The organism is Veillonella sp. (assembly GCF_018381775.1).
Taxonomy (GTDB): Bacteria; Bacillota; Negativicutes; order Veillonellales; family Veillonellaceae; genus Veillonella.
Genome location: NZ_JAGZRH010000001.1, coordinates 1 through 24316, shown reverse-complemented (window position 1 = coordinate 24316; position 24316 = coordinate 1). Strand labels below are relative to the sequence as shown.

At 41.0% G+C, this 24316-nt stretch carries 28 protein-coding genes; 7 read left to right on the top strand and 21 right to left on the bottom strand.

Annotated features, from left to right (window positions below):
* Positions 1-9: 9 nt before the first annotated feature.
* From hisH to KH109_RS00055, 18 genes are all read right to left on the bottom strand, one after another.
* Positions 10-636 carry an imidazole glycerol phosphate synthase subunit HisH gene (gene hisH / locus KH109_RS00140; protein WP_295214415.1) on the bottom strand — a complete coding sequence of 209 codons (627 nt, stop codon included), beginning with the start codon at positions 634-636 and terminating at the stop codon, positions 10-12.
* A gap of 53 nt (positions 637-689) precedes the next feature.
* Positions 690-1766, bottom strand: coding sequence for a histidinol-phosphate transaminase (hisC, locus tag KH109_RS00135; protein ID WP_295214412.1), 1077 nt, complete (start codon positions 1764-1766; stop codon positions 690-692).
* A 40-nt stretch (positions 1767-1806) separates the two neighbouring features.
* Positions 1807-2133, bottom strand: coding sequence for a phosphoribosyl-ATP diphosphatase (hisE, locus tag KH109_RS00130; protein ID WP_295214409.1), 327 nt, complete (start codon positions 2131-2133; stop codon positions 1807-1809).
* A 95-nt stretch (positions 2134-2228) separates the two neighbouring features.
* Positions 2229-2543, bottom strand: a complete 315-nt coding sequence (gene hisI / locus KH109_RS00125; RefSeq protein ID WP_295203942.1) for a phosphoribosyl-AMP cyclohydrolase — start codon at positions 2541-2543, stop codon at positions 2229-2231.
* Between the two features lie 153 nt (positions 2544-2696).
* Positions 2697-3455, bottom strand: coding sequence for an imidazole glycerol phosphate synthase subunit HisF (gene hisF / locus KH109_RS00120; RefSeq protein ID WP_295214407.1), 759 nt, complete (start codon positions 3453-3455; stop codon positions 2697-2699).
* Between the two features lie 137 nt (positions 3456-3592).
* On the bottom strand, positions 3593-4315 hold the full coding sequence (gene hisA, locus KH109_RS00115; protein WP_295214404.1) for a 1-(5-phosphoribosyl)-5-[(5-phosphoribosylamino)methylideneamino]imidazole-4-carboxamide isomerase: 723 nt from the start codon (positions 4313-4315) through the stop codon (positions 3593-3595).
* 13 nt (positions 4316-4328) lie between these two features.
* Entirely contained in the window at positions 4329-4919 is a 591-nt protein-coding gene (gene hisB, locus KH109_RS00110) for an imidazoleglycerol-phosphate dehydratase HisB (RefSeq protein WP_295214400.1), read from the bottom strand.
* A gap of 120 nt (positions 4920-5039) precedes the next feature.
* The gene (hisD, locus tag KH109_RS00105; protein WP_295214396.1) at positions 5040-6317 is read right to left on the bottom strand and encodes a histidinol dehydrogenase; all 1278 of its coding nucleotides are present in this window, start codon (positions 6315-6317) and stop codon (positions 5040-5042) included.
* Between the two features lie 47 nt (positions 6318-6364).
* Positions 6365-7966, bottom strand: coding sequence for an ATP phosphoribosyltransferase (hisG, locus tag KH109_RS00100; RefSeq protein ID WP_295214393.1), 1602 nt, complete (start codon positions 7964-7966; stop codon positions 6365-6367).
* A 444-nt stretch (positions 7967-8410) separates the two neighbouring features.
* Positions 8411-8803, bottom strand: coding sequence for a hypothetical protein (locus tag KH109_RS00095; RefSeq protein ID WP_024066491.1), 393 nt, complete (start codon positions 8801-8803; stop codon positions 8411-8413).
* Between the two features lie 85 nt (positions 8804-8888).
* Entirely contained in the window at positions 8889-9353 is a 465-nt protein-coding gene (locus KH109_RS00090; RefSeq protein WP_295214390.1) for a hypothetical protein, read from the bottom strand.
* Positions 9354-9357: 4 nt separating this feature from the next.
* Positions 9358-10221 carry a histidinol-phosphatase HisJ gene (hisJ, locus tag KH109_RS00085; protein WP_295214387.1) on the bottom strand — a complete coding sequence of 288 codons (864 nt, stop codon included), beginning with the start codon at positions 10219-10221 and terminating at the stop codon, positions 9358-9360.
* Between the two features lie 99 nt (positions 10222-10320).
* The gene (locus KH109_RS00080) at positions 10321-10821 is read right to left on the bottom strand and encodes a GNAT family N-acetyltransferase (RefSeq protein ID WP_295214384.1); all 501 of its coding nucleotides are present in this window, start codon (positions 10819-10821) and stop codon (positions 10321-10323) included.
* Positions 10822-10841: 20 nt separating this feature from the next.
* The gene (locus KH109_RS00075) at positions 10842-12062 is read right to left on the bottom strand and encodes a Fic family protein (protein WP_295214381.1); all 1221 of its coding nucleotides are present in this window, start codon (positions 12060-12062) and stop codon (positions 10842-10844) included.
* Between the two features lie 471 nt (positions 12063-12533).
* The gene (locus KH109_RS00070; RefSeq protein ID WP_295214378.1) at positions 12534-13202 is read right to left on the bottom strand and encodes an energy-coupling factor transporter transmembrane component T; all 669 of its coding nucleotides are present in this window, start codon (positions 13200-13202) and stop codon (positions 12534-12536) included.
* A gap of 9 nt (positions 13203-13211) precedes the next feature.
* Positions 13212-14024, bottom strand: a complete 813-nt coding sequence (locus KH109_RS00065) for an ABC transporter ATP-binding protein (RefSeq protein ID WP_295214376.1) — start codon at positions 14022-14024, stop codon at positions 13212-13214.
* A complete protein-coding gene (locus KH109_RS00060; RefSeq protein ID WP_295214373.1) occupies positions 14017-15642 on the bottom strand; it encodes a tryptophan transporter in 1626 nt (541 codons plus the stop codon). Before KH109_RS00060 ends, KH109_RS00065 begins: the two co-directional genes overlap by 8 nt.
* 162 nt (positions 15643-15804) lie before the next feature.
* The gene (locus tag KH109_RS00055; protein WP_009351852.1) at positions 15805-16050 is read right to left on the bottom strand and encodes a type II toxin-antitoxin system prevent-host-death family antitoxin; all 246 of its coding nucleotides are present in this window, start codon (positions 16048-16050) and stop codon (positions 15805-15807) included.
* Between the two features lie 217 nt (positions 16051-16267).
* Between KH109_RS00055 and KH109_RS00050 the strand changes: the two genes are divergently transcribed.
* The 7 genes from KH109_RS00050 (at position 16268) to rbsB (ending at position 22605) form a co-directional block, all read left to right on the top strand.
* On the top strand, positions 16268-16789 hold the full coding sequence (locus KH109_RS00050; protein ID WP_295214369.1) for a cysteine hydrolase family protein: 522 nt from the start codon (positions 16268-16270) through the stop codon (positions 16787-16789).
* A gap of 79 nt (positions 16790-16868) precedes the next feature.
* Positions 16869-17525, top strand: a complete 657-nt coding sequence (locus KH109_RS00045; RefSeq protein WP_295214366.1) for an NAD(P)H-binding protein — start codon at positions 16869-16871, stop codon at positions 17523-17525.
* A gap of 321 nt (positions 17526-17846) precedes the next feature.
* Positions 17847-18734: a ribokinase gene (rbsK, locus tag KH109_RS00040; protein ID WP_295214363.1), complete on the top strand. Its 888-nt coding sequence runs from the start codon at positions 17847-17849 to the stop codon at positions 18732-18734.
* Between the two features lie 55 nt (positions 18735-18789).
* Positions 18790-19203, top strand: a complete 414-nt coding sequence (gene rbsD / locus KH109_RS00035; protein ID WP_295214360.1) for a D-ribose pyranase — start codon at positions 18790-18792, stop codon at positions 19201-19203.
* Positions 19204-19276: 73 nt separating this feature from the next.
* Positions 19277-20758: a sugar ABC transporter ATP-binding protein gene (locus KH109_RS00030; RefSeq protein WP_295214357.1), complete on the top strand. Its 1482-nt coding sequence runs from the start codon at positions 19277-19279 to the stop codon at positions 20756-20758.
* Entirely contained in the window at positions 20758-21693 is a 936-nt protein-coding gene (gene rbsC, locus KH109_RS00025) for a ribose ABC transporter permease (protein WP_004694241.1), read from the top strand. Before KH109_RS00030 ends, rbsC begins: the two co-directional genes overlap by 1 nt.
* A 9-nt stretch (positions 21694-21702) precedes the next feature.
* Positions 21703-22605 (top strand): ribose ABC transporter substrate-binding protein RbsB, encoded by a 903-nt coding sequence (gene rbsB, locus KH109_RS00020; RefSeq protein ID WP_295214353.1) that lies wholly within the window; start codon positions 21703-21705, stop codon positions 22603-22605.
* Positions 22606-22682: 77 nt separating this feature from the next.
* Here the strand turns inward: rbsB and KH109_RS00015 are convergent, their stop codons facing one another.
* From KH109_RS00015 to KH109_RS00005, 3 genes are all read right to left on the bottom strand, one after another.
* On the bottom strand, positions 22683-23081 hold the full coding sequence (locus tag KH109_RS00015; RefSeq protein WP_295214351.1) for a hypothetical protein: 399 nt from the start codon (positions 23079-23081) through the stop codon (positions 22683-22685).
* Positions 23082-23289: 208 nt separating this feature from the next.
* Positions 23290-23772: a GNAT family N-acetyltransferase gene (locus KH109_RS00010; protein WP_227283407.1), complete on the bottom strand. Its 483-nt coding sequence runs from the start codon at positions 23770-23772 to the stop codon at positions 23290-23292.
* Between the two features lie 12 nt (positions 23773-23784).
* Positions 23785-24316, bottom strand: a 532-nt coding sequence (locus KH109_RS00005; protein WP_295214349.1) for an ATP-binding cassette domain-containing protein, incomplete at its 5' end; no start/stop codon positions are given.

The window sequence follows — 24316 nt, the reverse complement described above, 5'->3', positions numbered from 1 at the left end:
GTGACCCTCTTATTTTTTCGCCGCTGCATAGGCTTCCGTAATATTACCAAATGCACGCAATAGATTTAGACCTACCACACCACTTTTTTCAGGATGGAATTGCATTCCATATACTCTACCACGCTCTACAACACCTGGTACATCGATACCATAGTTGGCAGTAGATGTAATAAACTCAGGGTCAGTATCTACATAATAGGAATGAACGAAATAGGTATATTGATCGTCTACATTGCTGAAAGCACTATCTGGCTGGTGTACTGTATTTTTGTTCCACCCCATGTGAGGCACGCTAAGACCAAGGTCGCGAGGAATTTCTTTTACCGTTCCCGGAATGAGACCTAAACCTGGAGTGGGTCCATATTCTTCAGACTCTTCAAATAGTAGTTGCATACCCAAGCAAATACCTAATAGCGGTATTTCTCGTTTTACCACTTCCTGAATGACATCGACGAGGCCTCGTTCCTTTAGAACGGCTACGGCCGATGCATAGGCACCTACACCTGGTAAGAGAACACCATCAGCATTTAATATGACATTCGGATCTGCTGTTAGCACTGCATCTAGTCCGATATGGGCCAACGCTTTCTGGACATTAAAGGTATTGCCCGCATCATAATCTATAATGGCAATCATAATATGCTCCTTTCAACAGCCTTAATTAGTATATCTGATGTATCCTATACAGATTAATTCATGAATTCTTTTAATATACCGCGCATAACAGCTCCATCCTGAGCCATAGGAATGGTAAGTCTCAACCAACCATCCCGTTGTCCCCGGCGCACTTGATATCCTTCTTTTAGCCAAGCATCAGCTAAGCCTTCCGCATCAGGTACAGTAAAGAAAATAAAGTTCGCTTCACTCTTATAGTAGTGAATGTTTAATTCATCAAATAGGCTATCCCATTTTGCCCGTTCCTCTGCATTTTGAGAAACTGTTCTTCTTAAGAATGCTTGATCCTCAAAAGCAGCTTCTGCAGCCACTTGGGACAAGGTATTAAGATTATAAGGCAAGCGGATAGTTTGCATGTAATTAGCCAACTCTACAGGTGTCATCATATAGCCTACGCGATAATTAGCAAGGCCATATGCCTTGGAGAAGGTACGCATGATAGCTACATTAGGGAACTCATCTAAAAGTGCTCGTGCTGTAGGAACTGCTACAGTGGTAACAAAATCGATATATGCCTCATCGATGATGACCAATGTTTCCTTAGGTACAGCAGCTATGAATTTACGAATATCTTCAACAGACTCATAGGTTCCTGTTGGATTGTTAGGATTACAAATCCATACGAGGCGCGTTGTTTCATCCACTGCTTTCACAAGGGCAGAGAAATCATAATGACCTGTTTCAAAATCGGCCTCAACCTCGCGAATTTCAGCACCTTCCACAAGGCCATTTAATGCATACTCGGAGAAAGCAGGTACACTAACCACGATGGAGTCGCCGGCGCTTATCAATGTTTTATTGACCATAGCGATGACCTCATCGAGACCTACACCAATAACGAGCTGTTCTGGTTGTACCTTCCAATACTCTGCTAATTTTAGGCGCAAATCAGTGGCATTCCCATCAGGATAATAGTTAGCATCATTATATGTTACATAGCTAAGGATAGCTTCACGCACCAATGGAGAGGTCCCATATGGGTTTTCGTTGGCAGACAAACGCACCAAGCGCTCCACACCGAGGCGTTCCTTCACCGCTGCAGCCGGTTCCTCAGGTATATAAGGTTTCAATGTGCGAATTATCTCTTTCATAAGCTATCCTTTCTAACTATTTTCTTAACGTATATATTCATTATAAATTTGTAATTTCTGGGCGATCTGTAGTCTTACTTACTACGCCTTCACGGCTCGCAAGTTCTGCCTCAATGGCTTCGTAAGGAATATTTTTCTCTGCTAGTAATACTAGCAAGTGATACAATACATCAGCCGTTTCGTATATCAATTCTTGAGGGTCCTCGTTCTTTGCAGCGATAACAACTTCAGTAGCCTCTTCGCCTACCTTTTTCAAGATTTTATCGAGCCCTTTATCAAATAAATAATTCGTATAAGAACCTTCCTTTGGCTGTGCCTTGCGGTTCTTGATAATTTCGTATAATTCGTTCAATGTTTGCTGTACCATATATAACTCCGTTACATCTCTTATATTTATATTCTCTTTTGTCTATCCTATTGTGCCAATTCCATTGACTGCCATTATTGTTCTCTTATGGGCCGCTATGCTTCTACATCATTAAAGAAACAGCTTGTACGCCCCGTGTGACATGCAGGGCCTTCCGGTTTCACTTGAATGAGCAAGGTATCGCCATCGCAATCGAGGGCCATACTCACCACATGTTGCACATTACCGCTCGTACCGCCCTTGTGCCATAGCTCCTGACGAGAACGAGACCAAAACCACGTTTCCTTTGTCTCTAATGTTTTGTGAAAGCTTTCTTCGTTCATCCACGCCACCATGAGCACATCTTTTGTATCTGCATCTTGTACAACGGTTGGCAATAAGCCATTTCCCTTTTCAAAATCAGGTTTCATATTGTAATCCTTTATGAAAATAATCGTTTTAAAACTCAGTGTTTTATTAGTATCGTTACCATAGCCTATTATGTACTGTCTTCAATTACCTTTAAATACTGTAATTATTTAAATACTGTAATTATTTAAAAACGTATGTATGAAAGCTACTTTCTATCGTACAGTAATGCCGTGAGCTCGTAATTCATCTTTGAGTTCTGGAATTTTAATCTCCCCAAAGTGGAAGATCGATGCCGCTAAGGCACCTGTCACGCCTGTTTCTGCAAAGAGGTCTATAAAATCTTGTACAGTACCTGCACCTCCAGATGCGATAATAGGCACATCTACAACGGCTTCAATGGCCTTATATAGTTCAATATCAAAACCAGATTTTGTGCCGTCCTTGTCCATGCTCGTTACGAGCAATTCCCCGGCCCCACGAGATACAACCTCCTTAGCCCAATCAAGAGCCTTCCATTCGGTACGGTTACGACCGCCGTGAGTATAGGCATACCATTCGCCCGTTTCTTCATCAGTTTTCACATCGATAGCTACTACCATGCATTGATTGCCAAACTTTTGAGCCCCTTCTGTGATGAGTTCAGGTTTAGCAAGGGCTGCAGAGTTCAAGGACACCTTGTCAGCACCAGCTTTCAATAAAGCCGTCATATCATCGATACTCTTAATACCGCCACCAACGGTGAGAGGCATAAATACTTGGGATGAAATCTCTTGCACCACATCGCGCATGGTAGTCCGTGCATCAACAGTGGCCGTAATATCTAGAAAGACAAGCTCGTCCGCTTGTTGTTGCTCATAGGATGCTGCAATATCTACGGGACTGCCAACATCTACGAGATTAACAAAATTAACCCCTTTTTTTACGCGCCCATCATCCACATCTAGGCACGGAATGATCCGTTTCGCTAACATAAATCTCCTCTCCATTGAGTACTACCCAATATATTATCTGTTATGCCCCTACATAAGTTATAAGCTAAAAAATATTAGATATTAGATATACCTTATAACTCATTAAACTAAGAGCGTATACTACATGGTCAATTCTATTAGTTTTGCTGGTTATACTCAGCGATTTCTTCTAATGTAATCGTTCCTTCATATAGCGCTTTACCGACGATACTATCCATGACGCCTTTTGCTTCAAGTGATTTAATATCTTCTAAATTACGAACACCACCAGAGGCAACGATACGAGCTGTAGGGAATGTTTTTTGCAAATTGCCGAGCAAGTCTTCGTTAGCCCCCTGCATGGTACCGTCCCGGTCCACATCAGTAACGATAAAGTACTTTGCTCCGCCTTCAATCATAGCGCCGATTAAATCGGTCATAGGCACATCGGATTGATCGAGCCAACCTTCAGCAGCGACCTTTCCATTTTTACCGTCTACACCGATAACGATACGCTCTGCACCATATTCAGCGATAACCTGTTTCGTAAGCTCAGGATTTTTAAGGGCTACAGAACCTAAGATAACTCTGTCTACGCCTAAACCTAAATAGAGGTCAACAGCCGCTTTATCTCGGATGCCACCGCCGATTTCAAGGATGCCTGTGAAAGCCTGACGCACTGCTTTTACAATGTCCACGTTAACAGGCTTCCCCGCCTTAGCACCATCTAAATCGACGAGGTGGAGTGCGCCTACCTTGGCATCTTCATATTGTTTTGCTTGGTCCACTGGATCAGGATTGATAACCGTTTCCTGCGCGAAGTCACCTTTATAGAGGCGAACGCTGCGACCATCTTGTAAATCTATAGCTGGAAAAATCATAGGTTCTCCTTTATTAAATAACGCCCTTTGTAGAGTTTACCCCTTGAATATCTGGGTTAATCGTAACGGACTTGCGCAATGCGCGGCCTGTAGCCTTAAACATGCTTTCAATGATGTGGTGCGTGTTGCGACCATATATATTGCGAACGTGTAAGTTCATAGCGCCGCTCATAGCAAGTGCTTGGAAGAAATCCTCCACTAACTCTGTTTCAAAGTTGCCACCTAGAACAGGAGTGCTCCATTCGCCTTGGAATACAAGGTACGGACGGCCGCTTAAATCGATTACAACTTGTGTCAATGCTTCGTCCATAGGAACCCACGCATCGCCGTAACGCTCGATACCTGCCTTATCGCCAAGGGCTTTCACCAAAGCTTGACCTAACGCAAGGCCAATGTCCTCAACGGTGTGGTGAGCATCTACGTATGTATCGCCCTTTGCCTCTACTACAAGGCCAAAGCGGCCATGTTTTCCCAGTAGCGTCAACATGTGGTCAAAAAATCCAATCCCTGTGGAGATGGAGCTCGTTTGCGCCCCATCAAGGGTAAGTTCTACTGTAATATCTGTTTCTTGCGTGGTGCGTTGCACCGTACCTGTGCGTATCATAACGGCCTCTGTACTCCAAATCTATTGTTACAATCTATATTTCTAATTACTATTTCAATCTATGTTTAAATCAGTATTTAAATATCGATTCCAAATATATAATCAATCTATTTATATACACTATTTTTCAAAGCGTACTTCGATGGCGCGAGCATGGGCTTCAAGGCCTTCTGTACGAGCTAATGTAGTAATGTGTGTTGCTACTTCTTCTAACCGTTCTTTTGTAAATTGTGTAAAGGATGTACGTTTTACAAAGTCATATACACCAAGTGGAGATGAGAAGCGTGCTGTACCACTTGTAGGCAATACGTGATTTGTGCCCCCTACGTAATCACCCAATGGCTCGGATGCATATGCACCGAGGAATACAGAGCCTGCATTTTGAACAAGGCTCATGTAACCCATTGGATCTGGCAATTGGATTTCCAAATGCTCAGGTGCTACTTCGTTCATTACGGTGAACATATCTTCAACACTGTCCATAACGGCAATATAACTGTTATTTTCAATAGCAGGACGAGCGATGCTTTCACGAGGCAACAATTTTAGTTGGCGTTCTACCTCATCAGATACGGCATTTGCCAATTTTTCGCTAGTCGTAACCATAATAGCGCGCGCCCGAGGATCATGTTCCGCTTGGGACAAAAGATCTGCGGCGAGGTGAACTGGATTAGCACTGTCATCGGCGATAACGCCGATTTCACTAGGGCCTGCAATCATGTCGATATCGACTTGACCGAACACTTGGCGTTTTGCAGTGGCTACGTAAATATTGCCAGGGCCTACGATTTTATCAACCTTTGGAATGCTTTCAGTACCATATGCAAGGGCCGCCACACCTTGAGCGCCACCAACTTGGTAAACCGCATCAACGCCAGCAAGCTTGGCAGCACCTAATACAGCAGGATTGATCCCATCCTTTTGAGGCGGTGTAACCATAACGATTTCTTTTACACCTGCAATCTTAGCTGGCAACGCAGTCATAATAATAGTAGAAGGATATGCTGCTGTGCCACCAGGAACGTAAAGGCCAACGCGAGCCAAAGGAATGACCTTTTGACCGCGGATGATGCCCGGTGTATCCATGTCTACAAAGCCTTGCTCAATTTCACGGCTGTGGAACTCTGTAATATTAGCCTTTGCCTTTAATAAGGCTGCTTTCAACTCATCGGATAAGGACTCATAAGCAGCATCGATTTCCTCTTGAGGCACCTTGAAGTCTTCGATAGACACGCCATCGAATTTTTCAGAATAGGCCTTTAAGGCCACATCACCATTAGTACGAACGTCGGCGATGATATCGTACACGCGGCGTTCAATTTCCATATCTGTAGTTTGTTGTGTATAATCTCGTACGATACTGAGCATCGTATCTAGTGATTCCTTATAAATTTTCATCAAATGTCCTTCTTCCTATATGCTATTCGCACTATTAGTTCTATCTCTTATTTATTAATGGCTTCTGAAAGCTGATCTATAAGTTTAAAAATGGTATTTCTCTTTTGTTTTAACGCTAATGGATTAGCTACTAAGCGCGTAGAAATCTTTTGTAACCAGTCAAAGATTTCTAAGTTGTTTTCCCGCAATGTTGTGCCCGTTTCTGTAATATCTACGATGGCATCAGCGAGACCTACGAGAGGTGCTAACTCAACGGAACCTTCAATTTTGATAATTTCCACATCTTGCGCCCCAAAGTACTGTTTCGTAATGGTTGGGTACTTTGTACCAATGCGTTGACGGCGACCTTCTTTAGGGTCATAGCCTGCAAGAGAGGCCAAGATAAATTGGCATTTGCCCGTTTGTAAATCAAGCATTTCATAGCTTGTATCATCTTGTTCATCTAGTACATCACTACCAACGATGCCAAGGTCTACAACGCCATTCTTCAAATATGTTGTTACATCTGGTCCTTTAGCGAGGATTACCTCAATGGCATCATCCAATGGAATGATGAGCTTACGTGCCTTGTTGCGTAATGGCTCACAGTCTACACCACAGGACTCCAAGAGAGGAATGAAATCCTTCTCTACGCGGCCCTTTGTCAAAGCGATACGCAATTTACCATTATCTTGATTGTTGCTTTCACCATTCAAAGTCACATCGGTCAACACATCGATGTTAAAGGCCATCCCAACGGCAGGCATCGGCGTACCATCAAAGCTAGATAGCAATCCATCATAACGACCGCCGCTAACGATGTATTGGGACACGCCGTCTACATAACCTCTAAAGGTGAGGCCTGTATAGTAGGATTGAAGCGGCTCTGTAGACACGTCAATGCGAACCTGTTGGCCTGTTTGAGCCACTTGATCGGCCATATCGACGAGATTATCTAGAATGCGTTGCGCCGCTGCTGGCAAGATGATTTGATTAAGCTCATCCTTAATATCTTGCACTGTGCCGAACAAGCGAGGCCATACAGTCAAGAATGGATATAACGCACTATTTTTAAAATCGGAAATCAACTCGTTATAGCGTGGTAAATATTTAGTAAACAAAGCATCTAATAGAGCTGTTCTTTCTTCATCACTAAGGCCTAGCGCATCGGTGATAGCACGAGAGAAACGAGCATCCCCAATCTCAAGCAATAAGTTATTACCAAGCTGCGTTTCGTTTACCTCTTTAATGATGGCGAAGCATTCTTGCTCGGCTTCAATACCTTCATAGCCAACCATCTCGATGCCGCCTTGCGTTACTTGGTTCACATCGCCGCGGTGCTTTTTATTTTTCATAAACACATCGCCCAAGTAATAGAACGTGCGAGGTAATTCAATATTAGTGGTAGCCAAGAAACGACCGATTGGCATCGTCAAATCAGGACGAATTACGACAGACTCATCAGAGCTATCCATGAACTCGTACATATGCTGTCCGCGCCCCATTGCATAGCCATTAAATACATCCTTGTACTCTACAAGAGGTGTAGAGATCTTTGTGTACTGGCGGCTGCGACATAGACCGAGCACATATTGGCTCACATCATCCTTGCGCTCCGCTACGGCCCCTATATCATCGCGGAACCCCGTAGGTAATTGCTGCTGTACCATCGTAAACATCCTTTCTATCATTTCATTTCTCATACCTGTGAAAGCATCATATAATCAGTTTCAAACGAGTTAAATAGCTTTCATTTATCTATGAGAAAAAATTTACCTATATCGATACTTTTCTATTTTATCGCTTTATCTAACTAAAGTATGAAATTATAATATAACGGTTCTATAGAATTGTCAATAGAACCGTTAGTATTACTCAAATTTAATTATGGGTCATTATAGGTAATAAACCTAGTTGTTGAAGTATTTATACCGTTTATTTTATCATATTAACACAGTTTAAAGTATAGCATAAAGAATTTCCCTGTTAATAAAGTGTAGTTTTCCTTATTAATAACTAATAGGGGCACCTCCTTCGAGGTGCCCCTTTGCTATGGTTTCTTAAAGAATTCCATATCATTAGTCTAATATAGTAAAACAATATATATTTTCTATTTAAAAAAGGACTTTTCTAAACGCATAAGCAAACACGATAATCCCCCATAATGCAGAAAACGCTGCAATAAGGCCCTCTTTAAAATATATACTATCTCTTTTTTGACAAAACCCCGTGAGTATTGTAAAAAAGAAGAAAATCAACCAAATACTGCCATAATCTACTATAAATTTATAATCTTTATCCATTAAAAATTTAAGATTTAATACCACTAAACTTATAATAGAGATTATAGATAAATACTTTGTTAGGCTACCAAAAATTCTATGTTTTTTCATATATTCATATTTTTCATCAAATGAACATTTACGGATCTCAATTTTATATAACCCTATAGATAATGATATAGATATAAAAACAAAAAAATATCCTAATATTCCAAGTTTACTCATTGTCTCCCCGTTTTCCAGAGTTTATACGCTTCTCTTAACTTATCTTTCTCAAGCTCTGCATTAAAGCTATATATATAATTGAGGATTAATTTTGACTTTGTAACGATAGATATATAGACCTATCAACTTCATCTAAGTCTTCAATCTTATACTTCGTTTTACTTGCATCAAAATGATAATATTTCTTTACATGATTTAATAAAGCTTTGGACTCTTGGTTTTGTTTGGAGAAGAATAGAATACAATTCATATTATTATCAAAGACAATCATATTATCCTTACATAATAAGTATAGATACGAGCTGCCAGCCTTATCTTTCTCTACAAAGGCATCAAAGAAATAAGGAAATTTAGAGTTAGAGAAACTAGTATCAGATACAATAAATTGGCTACCCAATTTGCTAATATGAATTTCATTCTTAGGCCCAAACTCTAAAACTACACTACGGCCAACTAGCTCATCTGATGATGGTTCATGATAAAACATATAAGCTACAAAAGCTGTTATCAGGGTAATCAAAATGAGCAGATAAAATAACAATTTTCTCATCAATCTAGCCCCAAATTTTTTCTATATCTGCTATGCTATGTGCATCAGATCCAAGTACAAATGGTACTCCAATAACAGCTGCCATGCCTTGGATAAAGCGGCTTGGGTACATTTCACGGCAGTCTGGTTTGAAGAAGCCGCTCATATTGTAATCTAGTTCACGCCCTTGTACGCGCATGATATGCAAAATATCGCTTACTACCTGCGCATTGCGGCGATCTAAATGGCGTTCAAAGCCAAAGTGATGTTGATATTTCTTAATCAAATCAAAGTGACCAATTCGTTTTGGCGTATATTCACCAAGGTCTGCACGCACGGCTTGGCGCACGGTGGAGTAATATTTGTAATATAACTCATATTGCTTTTGAATCCACGGACCAAAGCCCTTTTCAAATTCCTTAGGGCTATAGTCTAAGCAGTAATAGGCATTATTAACACCTTCCATAAAGTGAACGGACAAGATATTATCATCCGTCAACGGACCGTAGCGATCCAGGAACTCTTGAATATCTGCCTCAAAACCTGGAATATAATCCACCTCAAAACCGAGGGAGATATCGATATGTGTGCCATAAGCACGTTGTAGTTGACGACCTAATTCTAAGTAGGTATCTACTTGGTTCAATTTCAAAGACGCTGTGTCATAAGCCTTTTGGTCACCACCGTATTCAACGGCAAAAGCCTTTGGCAATGGCGCATGTTCTGTAAGACATACCTTTTCAATGCGCAACTCGATGGCCTTTTCAATCATCATTGCAGTCCGGTCCCCACTACCATGTGGACACAACTCTGTATGTACATGACCATCTACGAGGCGGCTACGATACTTACTGTACCCAACGAACTGTCGTTCATCTTTCATGTTCATTCAATCACCCTATTCACCCTAACCCACGGCGAACCCTTATCTATCATCTGTACTTTATTAATATTTCCAATTTATATATGTATTATTATCTACGTTTTATTATACCAATAATGCGTATGTTTCGGTATCCTGATATTTACCATGTTTGAAACCAACTTGAGGTGTTAGTCCACAATAGGTAAATCCAAACCGTTCATGCAATGCTGTACTTGCCGCATTTCCTGCCGTAATGACAGACACCACCGTATGTAATGTGTCCGTTTCTTTAGCATGTTCTAATATATGGGCCATCAATTTAGATGCCACACCTTTGCCGCGATACTCTTGATGGATGTAGATAGATAATTCGACGGTGCTTTTGAAAGCATCCTTCGTTCTATATGGTGAAAGCGATGCATAGCCTACCACAACATCGTCCATAAGCCCTATAAAAATACAGTGCTCAGAAGTTTGATGAGCCTCATACCACTCCTGCCATTCTGGCAATGTACGCGGCTCAAGATCAAGGGTTGCTACTCCGTTCATAACCTCGTAATTATAAATATCTAAACAAGGCGGTACATCATTAACTCTAGCACGACGAATATTTAAATTATTCATAGTAACTCTTCTTTCATAGATTACTGAATAGAACTCAATATAGATTTCTTTAACTTAAAATGCTCTGTTTTACCCACTTTTTGAACTTTAAGATGTTCACGTGGTATATGTTTAATACGTTCATACACGGTCTTTTTACTCTTACCTAAATTTTTCCATAATTCTTCTCTAGTAACTCCTGGTCCAATCGCAAATAAAGATGTCTGTAACAAGATATAATATATATCTTGAACCAGTTCATCTGTAATTCCTTGGTTGATAAAAAACTGATCTAATTGATCACAGGCGTTACGTAATCGTTCTAACCGTGTATTAAGCAATTCACTTAAATTATCAACTGTATCAACTAAAAAGGTTAGAAACTGAATAATAAAAGGAGTCAAATCCCCTCCGTTGCGTTCTGACGTAGTATTAACAAAGCTTTTATAATATTTAGAACGATTAGCCTTTATTAAAGCGGATAAACGCAAGGCTACCAATGGATGAAACACCTTTGATAAATACGAAGAAGAAATATACCTATTCACACGACCATTACCATCATAAAAAGGATGAATGTAACCAAACATATAATGAAATACCGCTACACGAATTGGTAATTGTATCTCATCATTATTCAAAAATTCTAGCGCTACGGTCATAAGTTTGATGATTTGTGATTCCGGCGTAGTTCCTATATGAATCTCTCTATCATAACCATCATAAACTGAAACAGGGTCGCGTCTAAAAATCGCTCCATCTAGTTTATTTTTCTCTTCAATTTCATTTGATACTAACTCATCATATAGAGCCCTAATATCTTCATTTATATAGAATTCTTTCTTCCCTGATGCATTTAATATATCTCTATATTTTGAAACAATACTACTAAACCTTTTTACCTCAGTAATATTTGTATCAATAGCCTCTTGAATCTCTCTTCTACTACTATGAACACCTTCAATATCATTACTAGCCTTGATTTCTTCTACCAAGAATGTGTTTAGTAAGTGAGGGTGCATAATTAACGGAACTTGCTTTAATAAATCTAAAAAAGCTGAATGTTTCCGCTCCAATTGGATCATTACATCAAGAATATCCTTATGATACATAAAAAAAGCAGGAAAACTCTTTTTTCTATTGATTTGTGCTATTGATATATTTAAATGTTGCGTATTTTCAGATGTATATCGTGCATCAAGAAGCTCTTGCCACTTCTCTTCGCATTTATAAAACACTTTATATAAAGGTTCATATGACATAGCTTTTCACCTTTCACAATCCATTAAAATGTAAAAATTGTAAATTTTACCTTTATACACCCAATATAACAAAACTGAGTGGTAAAAACAACGTTTTTTACCACTCAGTTTATGCATTTTGAAGTATATATAAGTAAAAAGCTCTTATTTTACTTATATACTCAAAAAGGCATAAAATCCTCCTAACAAACTAGCCCAAATATAACTTATCGCTGTATCAATACATAAAGAAAATACGCAACAAAAAGGACGAGCTGCAACTCGTCCTTTTTGTTATATTGTAGATAATATTTTGTACGCTTTACTACCTATCAGTAGTATACCATAAATAAATTTCCAAAAGATAATCAAAAGACACCTAGAAATTTCGCCCTTTCTAGGTGTCTTTTCAGGTGTACCAATTAAGATACCTCATACTCTTTAAGCTAATTATAGTATACCTTATTCTATGAATTTGTCTAGTTCTATCTATTACACAATTACGAATAGTAGTACTGTAATAGCAATCAATGCACCAATTACAGCGTAGTCCATAGTTTTCAATCCTACGGATGCTGCAAAGCTATGTGTAGGTCCACCGAAGCCGCGTAGTTCTAGGGATAGCGCCATTGTTTCGGAGCGGCCCAAGGATTTTAAAAGCAATGGTTGGATCACGGATGCGTAAGATTTCATGCGCTTCAAGAAGTTGCCTTCTAAGGATAAACCACGGCACGCTTGCGCCTCTTGTACAGCATGGCTTTCAGCAATGAAATCAGGCACAAATCGTAGTGCTGCCGTGAACATAAATGCATATTCATAAGGAATTTTGCATTGTGTTACGAGCGCTGCTGTAAGGTCTTGCAATTTTGTAGTTGCCAATAGACAGATAAACACAAGTGTCATCGCAAGCATACGCAAGCCGGATACGATAGCAGATGTTATATCGCCACTGCCGAGGAATTGAATGATGCCAAGGAATACGGCAAAACTAGTCAATGCCATTACGGCCTTACGTTGTTTGATCAATAAACCTGCAACAAATAACACGACAAGTTCTACAATGACTAAAGCCAATAGAGATGCCCAGTCGCGTAATAGAATGGCCCACACGGATACAGCGAGGGTCATCAAGATTTTTGTTAACGGTACTAAACGTTCCATATGTCCCTCCTATTTTCTGCCCAACTGAGCCACTAACTTAGATTTCAATTCATCCATGGATTTGCAATAGCCTAGAGATGGTACCGCTAGTGAAAGTTCCACACTTGGCGGTTTTGTAAGGCCTAGGTCTTGCAATTCGTCCGTAGATTTCTTGAACAATTCTTCTGGATTGCCATCAAAGGCAACCGTTTGGTTACCCATGATGAGGGCACGGCTACATTCGCTAGCCATGATTTCCATATCATGTGTAATGAGAAGGATCGTAATACCTTCTTGATTGAGTTGACGCAACAACGCTAACAACTCTTTAGTTTCCTTACCATCTTGACCACTTGTTGGTTCGTCGAGAATGAGGATTTTAGATTGCATTGCTAGTGCAGATGCAATCGCAACGCGTTGCTTTTCGCCGCGGCGCAATGTTGGTGGATAGGCTTCACGTAAGTGAGCGATACCGGTACGCTCCAACACTTCATCAACGATTTCTTTCACTTCGGATTTACTGCGACCTAGTGATTCAGGACCGAAAGCAACCTCTGTGGCTACTGTTGGTCTGAACATTTGGCGATCTGGTTGTTGGAATACATAACCAATAAATTGACCCCGTTTAGATGGTGGCATAGCCGTAATATCCGTGCCGTTATAGTACATGCGGCCTTCGCTCGCCTTTTCAAGACCAACGAGCAAACGAGTGATAGTCGTTTTACCACAACCATTGCGACCACCAATGGCAATATATTCGCCCCCTTCGATGGTGAAAGTTACATCACGGAAGATGTCTACAGATGGCACATAGCCAAAGCGGATATTTTCAACCTTAAGCATGAGCGCCACCGTCCTTTCCTTGTACATCATCAACGCGTTGAATTGGTTGTTTATTAACTACTGTATTAGATTGATTAGTAGAATTTTCTACTGTTTTAGATTGATTCACTCTAGAGTTGCTTTCACCATGCACCTCAGTTTGGATGGCGTGAGCCATTTCAATTTGGTGCAAGCCCTTGATAGCAGACTCGATGCTAAGCCAAGGCTCATCGCTGTGGAACCCCGCTTGTTCAAGTTCCATATACGTGGTGAACACGGATGGCAACGCATCTACGTGAATATTGTGTTCGTACATGTAACGAAGCGTAGTTGGTACATCGTCATCACATGCAATAGAGCCATCCACCATGAGAGCCATGCGGTTTGCATACGGCAATACAGCGTGTAAGTCATGGTCGATAACGACAACGGTAATACCGTGTTTCTTATTCAAATCACCTACGAGGCGATATAATTCGGCAGTCCCATCTGGGTCGAGGGAGCTCGTTGGTTCATCAAGAACAAGAACAGTTGGGTTCGTAGCCAATACGGAAGCAATCGCCAAACGTTGGCGTTGACCACCGGATAGACTAGTAATTTTGCGATCTTCTAAGCCGATAAGACCAACTTGTGCAAACACCTCTTCAGAACGAGCTTTAATAGTTTCACGGTCATAACCGCGATTTTCCATGGCAAAGGCCACTTCTTCACGAACAGTCATCGTTACGAGTTGTGTATCGTAATCGGCAAGAACTACACCGATGTGATTAGCCAATTCAGGAATTTCCATTTGCGTAGTCGCTTTGCCATCTACAAAGACCATGCCTTCAAGACGGCCGCCATAGAATTTAGGCACAGCCCCTACCATGGCCATGCAAAGGGTACTTTTACCACAACCGGCAGGACCAGTCACAACGAGGAAGTCCCCATCATGTACGTCGAGATTGATGTTTTCAAGAGATGGTGTAGTCGCCTTTGGATGGTAATAATTTACGTGTTCAATGGAAATCTTAGCTTGGCGCTCAGGCAAGATTGTCATATGACTATGATCAGACGTCAATTGATCTGCACTTGGCAACATGCCCCGTTTAGAGAATAGACGTTGCGCTGGAATATATAGGATTGGCGTAATAGCACCGTTCAAAGCACCTACGATAAGTACCAATGGCCACATACCATACATATATACATTATTTGGCAATCCAAGTACTTGCCATAAGAGAGTAACGAAGATGCCACCAGATACAACCGTTGCTAAGAAACCAGATACGATTGGCGTTAAATCAAAACCACCAATTTTCTGGAACTTCATGGACAACATAGCACGTGTTACGAGAGCCGCTGTCAACGCACCGCCTGGTTCGGACAACAAGTTGCCGTAAGGGAATGCTGACTTAGACGTCAAAACATTGATGAGGGCTGCCACAAGGCCAATCCCTAATGTTTGACTCAAACTAGGGCGAGTCAATAAAATAGCTACGCAGTACGTAGCAATCGTCCAGTTTGGCGTTACCCCAGCCACACTAGGGCTCACCAAATGCAATATCGTGCCCAATGCGAGCATCAATGTGCTGACAGTGACCCATCTAAACTGGCCACCCTGCACATGCGTGTACACAAGATCTTGAATCCGTTCCATAATAGCCTCTTTTCTAAAAATGAATATATAATCTATATTTTATCACTCTTCAAGAATTTGTGAAAGATGGGACTTTATCAAAGGACTTTAAGTAAAGCCCATAAAAAAGCACCATCGATTAACGATAGTGCTTTTGCGCATAGCTAATTTGATTATTCATAATTAAATCCCCAACTCACTCTTTAGTTGCTCTGATGAAATCCATCCTTGTTCTTCACCAGACTTACGACCGCTCTCTAAAGCGCCCATAAGTTTTATTGTAGCCATTACACGTTCATAATCTTGGATATCCATAATGGCATATCGGCCTCTACCATTTTTAGTTAAGAATACTGGACTATCTATAGTAACATCACGTAAAACTTCAGAATAATTACGTAAATCTGAAATAGGTTTTATATTCGGCATACTATCACCTCCAAAATACTTTAGTGATATACTACTCATTTTTCTAATATCTTATCACTATTGTAGTTAAATTATCGCGTAAATTCAACATTAAATTTTACAGCATCCTTTAAAATTACTATCAACATCTATGATACTTCTTTCTTCCTTTTCTTGTTATATACTTATGATATAATGCGCATAGATACTTATTTATGAATAGAAAAGGAAATATATCATGGCACAAGCATTAATCGTAATCGATATACAAGAAGGCTTAGTTAACGAAAACCCTTACGATGCGAAAAATCTTATCGCTAATACAAAAGCCTTAATTAAAAATTTCAGAGATCAAAATATAGAAGTCATTTTTATCAGACACTCTGAAGATGAAGGTTTATTAGCAACGGGCAGTGATAATTGGCAAGTTTATCACGAATTAAAGCCTCAAGAAAACGAAAAGATTTTCAATAAATATTACAATAGCATCTTCAAAAATAGTGGGTTAAAGGAATATTTAGATAGTAAAAGTATTACCAATTTAACATTCGTAGGAATGCAGGTGGAATTTTGCATTGATACATCTGTGAAAGTAGGCTTTGAATATGGTTATAAAATTACCATCGTCGAAGATGCTATCTCAACCTTTGACAACATCCATCTATCTGCCAATCAAATCTTATCCTTTTACAAAGAAAAAATTTGGAGAAATCGATTTGCGCAACTAAGAACAACAAAAGAAATCCTGGCAATTAATTAAATTTCTATTCTCACTTTCTCGTCATATAGTTGTGATATAATGCATATAAATACTTATGCCTAGGACATAGGAGGTCTATATGTACAAATATATTACTATTTTAGGGGCCGCTGGCCAGATTGCACAGAAGTTAACTGCTACATTATTAACATATACAGATATGCACCTTACATTATATGGTCGCCAATTATCCACCCGTTTACATCCAGAAATCCTCGAACATGAACGCGTTACTGTCATCGAGGGTTCTTTCCAAAACCCTGCAAAATTAGAACAAGCTGTAACAAACGCAGAAATCGTTTTCGTAGGTGCTATGGAGTCTGGCAGTGATATGGCATCCATTGTGAAAGCATTGAGCCGTAAAAATGTGCGTCGCGTTATAGGCCTTTCCATGGCTGGTCTTTCTGGCGAGTTCCCTGCAGCCCTTGAAAAATGGACCTTCGACAACTTACCGATTAGCTATGTACAAGGCGAACGTCAAGCACGCAATGTATTGCGCGAATCCAACTTAAACTACACCATCTTGCGCCTCACATGGCTCTACAATGATCCAGAAAATACAAATTACGAGCTCATTCCTGAAGGCGTTCAATTTAACGATGCCCAAGTTACACGCGAGGCTGTAGTAAAAGCCATCTTCGACATCTTGCATGTAGATGATGAAACTCCATTCCATCGTGCAAGCATCGGCGTAGGCGAGCCAGGGACACACTACGACAAGCCAAGCTTTCACTAATATATAACTATATTAATTCTTACAATAATAAGGTATATCCAAAATCCGGAGAGTACATTTTTACTCATATAACACAGATTTTGGATATACCTTTTCTTATACCCATATTTTATAGTTATTTATATAGATAAAGTTCTGTATTTACGCTATACTAATAAATGATTAAGTTATACTAATAGATATGTGAAAGTAAACGCCTATGCGGTTATCGATTACATTTATATACAATTTGCTGTATAAACCACCGCGATTTTTATGTATAAAAATTAACGATATCCATTTTTAGTCCCACTTAGGGCTGAGGCTGATTAAGGAGTTATTATGAATCGCATTGTTGTTATTGGTAGTTGCAACATGGATATTGTAGTCCTCGCGGACAAACGCCCTACGGCAGGCGAAACAATTATGGGCAACGAATTGCACATCGCTCACGGCGGCAAAGGTGCCAACCAAGCGGTAGCTGCTGCTCGTCTAGGTGCAGAGGTTACTATGGTGGGTTGCATCGGTGCAGATGCATACGGCCAAATGATTTTAGATAATCTAAAAGAAAATCATATCAACACAGACTACATCGTTACGGTTCCAGATACTACAACAGGTACAGCACACATTACATTAGCGGAAGGTGACAATAGTATTATCGTTATTGCAGGTGCTAATGCAAAGGTAGATCAATCTGTAGTAGATAATGCTTGGCCTGCTATTGAACAAGCAGATCTCGTAATGGTGCAAAACGAAATTCCTATTCCCACCATCGAATACATCGTTCGTCGTTGCCACGAGGCTAATGTAAAAGTCCTCTTAAATCCTGCTCCAGCAGCTGACCTCAATCCTGAATGGTTAGAATTGGCAACCTATATTACGCCAAACGAGCATGAATTATCTGCTCTCTACCCTAATCAATCTACAGAGCAAACATTGTTGGCGAATGAAAATAAAATCATCGTTACCCTTGGTAGCAAGGGCGTAGGTTATGCAGATAATGGCGAAATCCACACCGTATCCGGCTTCAAGGTTGATCCAGTAGATACAACAGGTGCAGGCGATACCTTTAATGGTGCCTTTGCAACGGCTATCGTCAATGGTAAAAGCTTAGCCGACGCATTGCACTACGGCAATGCAGCTGCGGCCCTCTCTATCCAACGATTAGGCGCCCAAGGCGGCATGCCTACGAAGGACGAGGTTGCAGCATTCTTGGCAGAGAATTAACATATTGAATAAAGGCATTAAAGCCTCAGTCATCGGAATAGATAAGGAGTTTACCATGCAACGACACGGCATTTTAAATAGTCATATAGCTAAGGTTCTTGCTGATTTAGGTCATACAGATACGATTTGTATTGCTGACTGCGGTTTGCCAGTACCTGAAGGGGTTCAAAAGATTGACTTAGCCTTAGATTTTGGTGTACCAAGCTTTGAACAAGTGGTATCCATCATCGCTAAGCATATGAAATCCGAAGCAGTTCATGTGGCAAAGGAAATTAAGGAAAATAATCCTAAAGCTTATGACTTCTTGGAGGCTACCTTCCCGTCTGATCAATACGAATGGATTGAAACGAGCCACGAAGCTTTCAAAGAAGCAACAAAACAATGCAAATGCATTATTAGAACTGGTGAAGCATCTCCGTATGCGAACATTATCTTGCGCGCCGATTGTATTTTCAGCGATCGTCCCTAGAGCAATAGATTAACTGACCCTCAAATCTATTACATACATTAGAGATACTTTCACAAGTCATATAGGAGTAGTTATGGAAATTGTTATGTCAGGCATTGCAAAGGCATTTGGTACGAACCAAGTACTACGCGATGTAAGTATTACCCTCAAGGAGGGCGAGGTTCACGCCTTGATGGGCGAAAACGGCGCCGGCAAGTCTACTCTCATGAATATCCTTACGGGCATTCACAAGGCAGACGCTGGTACAATCACCATCGATGGCGTAGAGCGCACCTTCCCGAACCCGAGAGAGGCCGAACTAAACGGTGTGGCTTTCATCCACCAAGAGCTCAACATTTGGCCAAATCTAACATTGTTAGAAAATCTATATTTAATGAGACCAAAGCGCAATAAATTCGGTATGCTCGATAAAAAGGCGATGCTGGCTGAGGCAAAAAATACATGCCGCGAACTAGGCATCGAATTGCCACTCACAACTGAGGCAGGCCTTTGCTCCGTTGGTCACCAACAAATGACGGAAATCCTTCGCATCTTGATGTTAGATGCAAAGGTTGTCATCATGGACGAACCAACCGCAGCCCTCACAGAGCGTGAAACGGCGACATTGTTTAAGATGATGCGCAAAATGAAAGCCCGTGGCGTTGCTATCGTATATATCTCTCACCGTATGGAAGAGGTATTTAGCGAATGCGATACGATAACGGTTATGCGTGATGGTCACACCATCATTACAAAACCAACTGCTGAGATTTCTGTAGACGAAGTAGTACGCCACATGGTAGGCCGTTCTATTGACGAGTTCTACCCAGCTCGCACCACAACACCAGGCGAAGTGGTCATGAGCGTAGATAACCTCAAGCCAGAAGGGTTCGACAACGACATTTCCTTCTCCTTGCGCAAAGGCGAAATCCTCGGCGTAGCAGGTCTTATGGGTGCTGGCCGTACAGAAATCATGCGCGCTATCTTTGGTGTAGATAAGCACAACGGCGGTACCGTAACAGTTAATGGCTCCGTTCTGAACTGTAAAAAACCTGAAGATGCCATCAAAGCTGGCATTGCTTTCATCACAGAAAATAGAAAGAGCGAAGGCTTGATCCTCGATTTCTCCATCGGTTCCAATATTACATTGCCGAACCTTGACGAAGTTTGTCCATCTCATATACTGGATAAGGGCAAGCTCAACTCCTTTGCTGACGAATTGTCTAAAAAACTAGGCGTTAAAACACAATCTATTCACGAACCAGCATCGTCCCTATCCGGTGGTAACCAACAAAAGGTAGTTATCACAAAATGGGTTGGTAAAAAGCCATCCATTATCATCATGGACGAACCAACACGGGGTATCGATATTGGTGCGAAACGTGATATTTATGATTTAATGAACGAATTAACGAACGATGGTGTGTCCATTATCATGGTGTCCTCTGAGTTACCTGAAGTGCTAGGCATGAGCGACCGCGTTATGGTCATTCATGAAGGTCGCGTAGCAGGTATCTTGGACCGCGGCGATGCAACACCAGAATCGATTATGACATTAGCCACAGGAGGACAATAATGGACAGCAAAGCTCTACAATATGTAAAAAAATTAGGCCCCCTCATCGGCCTTATCCTTTTATTTGTAATTATCTCTGTCATGAACGACAGTTTTCTTGAATTCTCTAACTTGCGTAACTTGTTGCGCCAAGTATCCATCAATGCAATCATCGCCTTTGGTATGACTTTTGTCATCTTAACGGGCGGTATCGACTTATCCGTTGGTTCCATCCTTGCCCTTTCTAGTGCAGTGATGGCCAACCTCATCGTAACTGGTACTGACCCTGTATTAGCTATCGTTTTAGCCGCAGGTGCAGGCCTTGTATTGGGCGGTATTAACGGTCTTGTTATCACTTATGGCCGCGTAGCTCCATTTATCGCTACCTTGGCGACCATGACAATCTACCGTGGTGCGACCCTAGTATTCACAGACGGTAACCCAATCTCTGGCCTTACACAAGATCCTCTATTCCACGGCTTTGGCCAAGGGGATATTGCAGGCCTTCCAGTACCAGCCATCACAATGTTCCTTGCTTTCATCATCCTCTGGTTCGTATTGAGCCGCACATCCTTAGGCCGTAAAACATACGCCGTAGGTGGTAGCGAAAAGGTAAGTTACATTGCTGGTATTAAGATTGACCGCGTTAAAATCTTCGTGTATGCCTTGACTGGTATGCTCTGTGGTATCGCTGGTGCAATCATCACATCTCGTCTTAACTCTGCACAACCTACAGCAGGTGCAGGCTACGAACTTGACGCTATCGCAGCCGTAGTTCTTGGCGGTACAAGCCTTGCTGGTGGTCGTGGTCATATCGTTGGCACATTAATTGGTGCCCTAATTATCGGTACCCTCAACAATGGGTTAAATATTCTCGACGTTTCCAGTTTCTATCAACAAGTTGTAAAAGGTATTGTTATTTTACTGGCTGTTCTTGCAGACCGCAAGAAAGCCTAGGAGGTTCCTATGAAAAAACTATTGTTACTGTTGGCGATGGCTATCATGGTTATCGGTCTTGTAGCAGGCTGTGATAAAAGCGCTGATAACGGCGGCGACAAAAAATCCGGCACAATCGGCTTCTCTGTTTCCACATTGAACAACCCATTCTTCGTATCTATGAAAGAAGGCGTTGAGGCTCAAGCTAAAGCGCTTGGCCTTAAAGTTAAAATCGTTGATGCTCAAAATGACCCTGCAAAACAAGCAAATGATATTTCCGACTTGATTGCAAGCGGCGTATCCGTATTGATCATCAACCCTGTAGACTCTGCAGCTATCTCTACTTCCGTAGAAGCAGCAAATGCTAAAAACATTCCTGTCATCACTGTTGACCGCTCTGCTGACAAAGGCAAAGTAGTATCTCACATCGCTTCCGATAACGTAAAAGGCGGCGAAATGGCAGCTGAACTTATTGAAGATAAAGTTGGCAAAAAAGCAAAAGTAGCTGAAATCGAAGGTATCCCTGGTGCTTCCGCAACTCGTGAACGGGGCAAAGGTTTCCATGACGAAGCTGACAAAGACTTAACAGTAGTAGCAAAACAAAGCGCTGACTTCGACCGTACAAAAGGTTTGAACGTAGCAACTAACATCTTGCAAGCTAACCCAGACGTACAAGCTATCTTCGCTCATAACGACGAAATGGCATTGGGCGCTATCCAAGCAGCTAAATCCGCAGGCAAACCAATCTTCATCGTAGGCTTCGACGGCACTGCTGACGCAGTAAAAGCTGTTCAAGACGGCACATTGGCTGCAACAATTGCTCAACAACCAGATAAAATGGGTAAAATCGCTATCGATGTAGCTCAAAAGGTTCTCAAAGGCGAAGCTGTAGAAGCTAAAATCCCTGTAGATCTTAAAGTTGTTACAAAATAATTGTATATAGAAACTGGGTACAGAAAAAGAGGCTGTAACAGAATGCGGTTTTACCGCATTCTAGTTGCAGCCCCTTTTTATTTTGGCTCTCGTTCTAAAAATTCTTTAAAGAACTCAATAAACCTAGGCAAGTAGGTTTGATCTAAACTTTCAATAGTCATATTACATTTGTAATTACAAGTGGTACAGATAGTAACGTCCATTGTCAAAGCACCCTTTTGGTCTAAAGAGAATGTTAGCGTATCCCCTTCTCCCGTCAGAATATTTGTAAAAGTTGCTTCCCCTTTGCAATTTTCATACAAGTTAACTAATGCTTTGTAACCAGTATGAATCCCTGACCAATCACTAGGGTCAATATATCCAGCACAGATATTATAGCCCTGTTTAATATATATGCCAAACACACCAAATGGAGATAACTCTGTATTCATATCAAAGGCAATAGTTAAATTTGGTTCATTTACGATTTCATACATCCTATTCACACTCCACCAATAGTAATATTTTCATTTATTATAACATTACATGTATTAACAAAATAGTAACTAGAGGTAAAAATAAAATAGCGACTAGTTGATTATCTTAACTAGTCGCTATTTGTATTGTACATCCCTAAAAATATTTCTGATTTAGAAAATAAGTTAAGTTATCTAAATGTGTAATCCAAACAATTCGGGGATTTTATTACAATGTTTTCTTAAAGAATATAGTAGTATGTACCTTCCCAGGTAGTTGTACTCGTTTGTATTCTTTAAACCCAAAGCCTTCATACATTTTAGCAAGCCACGGATGTTCTGCTGCGGTACCTAGGGTTACGGCTGGTGTTTTGTATACGTTGCGCAATAGGTCTTCTGCTTCGGCGAGGACTTCTCGAGCATAACCCTTTCCCTTATGTTCAGGAGCCGTCACAAAGTGTGCAATGTGCGGGTATACATCTGGTGTAGCCTTTGGAATCCAAGGCATGCGGAACGAAATAGAACATACCAAAGAGCCATCTACGTAGAGGCCATACACAGGATATTTTAAGATCCATGCACGAGACTCTTCTTGACTAAAGTTAATAGCATCAAAGGATATAGGGTAATTCTTATTCTCTGCATATCCCGCAATCAACACCTCGTGATACTCAGCCGCATCATCTACGGTTAATTGTCTAAATTCTTTCATTATGCACCTCGTTTATAAAGCTGCGCTATCTAGAGGCAGCTCACTATCGAGTGTAAGGTAACGGTTCAAGAATTTACGTGTTCGTTCTTCTTTAGGATGTTCAAGGACCTCTTTAGGGTCACCTTGTTCTACGATGACGCCGCCTTCCATGAATACCACTTGGTCTGCTACTTCTTTCGCAAAGCCAATTTCGTGAGTAACGATGATCATCGTAACCTCTAACTCTTTTGCAATCTTGCGAATAACGGCCAATACTTCCCCTACTAGCTCTGGGTCAAGGGCTGACGTTGGTTCATCAAAGAGGATAACCTCTGGGTCCATCGCAAGGGCACGAGCGATGCCGATACGTTGTTGTTGACCACCGGAAAGTTGTACAGGATAGTAATCATCATAGCCTTCCATACCTACTTCCTTGAGGAAACGTTTCGCAATTTCACGGGCTTCGGATTTTTTCATTTTCTTAACCGTTACAAGGCCTTCCATGATGTTTTCAATAACAGTCTTGTTAGAGAATAAGTTATAAGACTGGAACACCATGGATGTA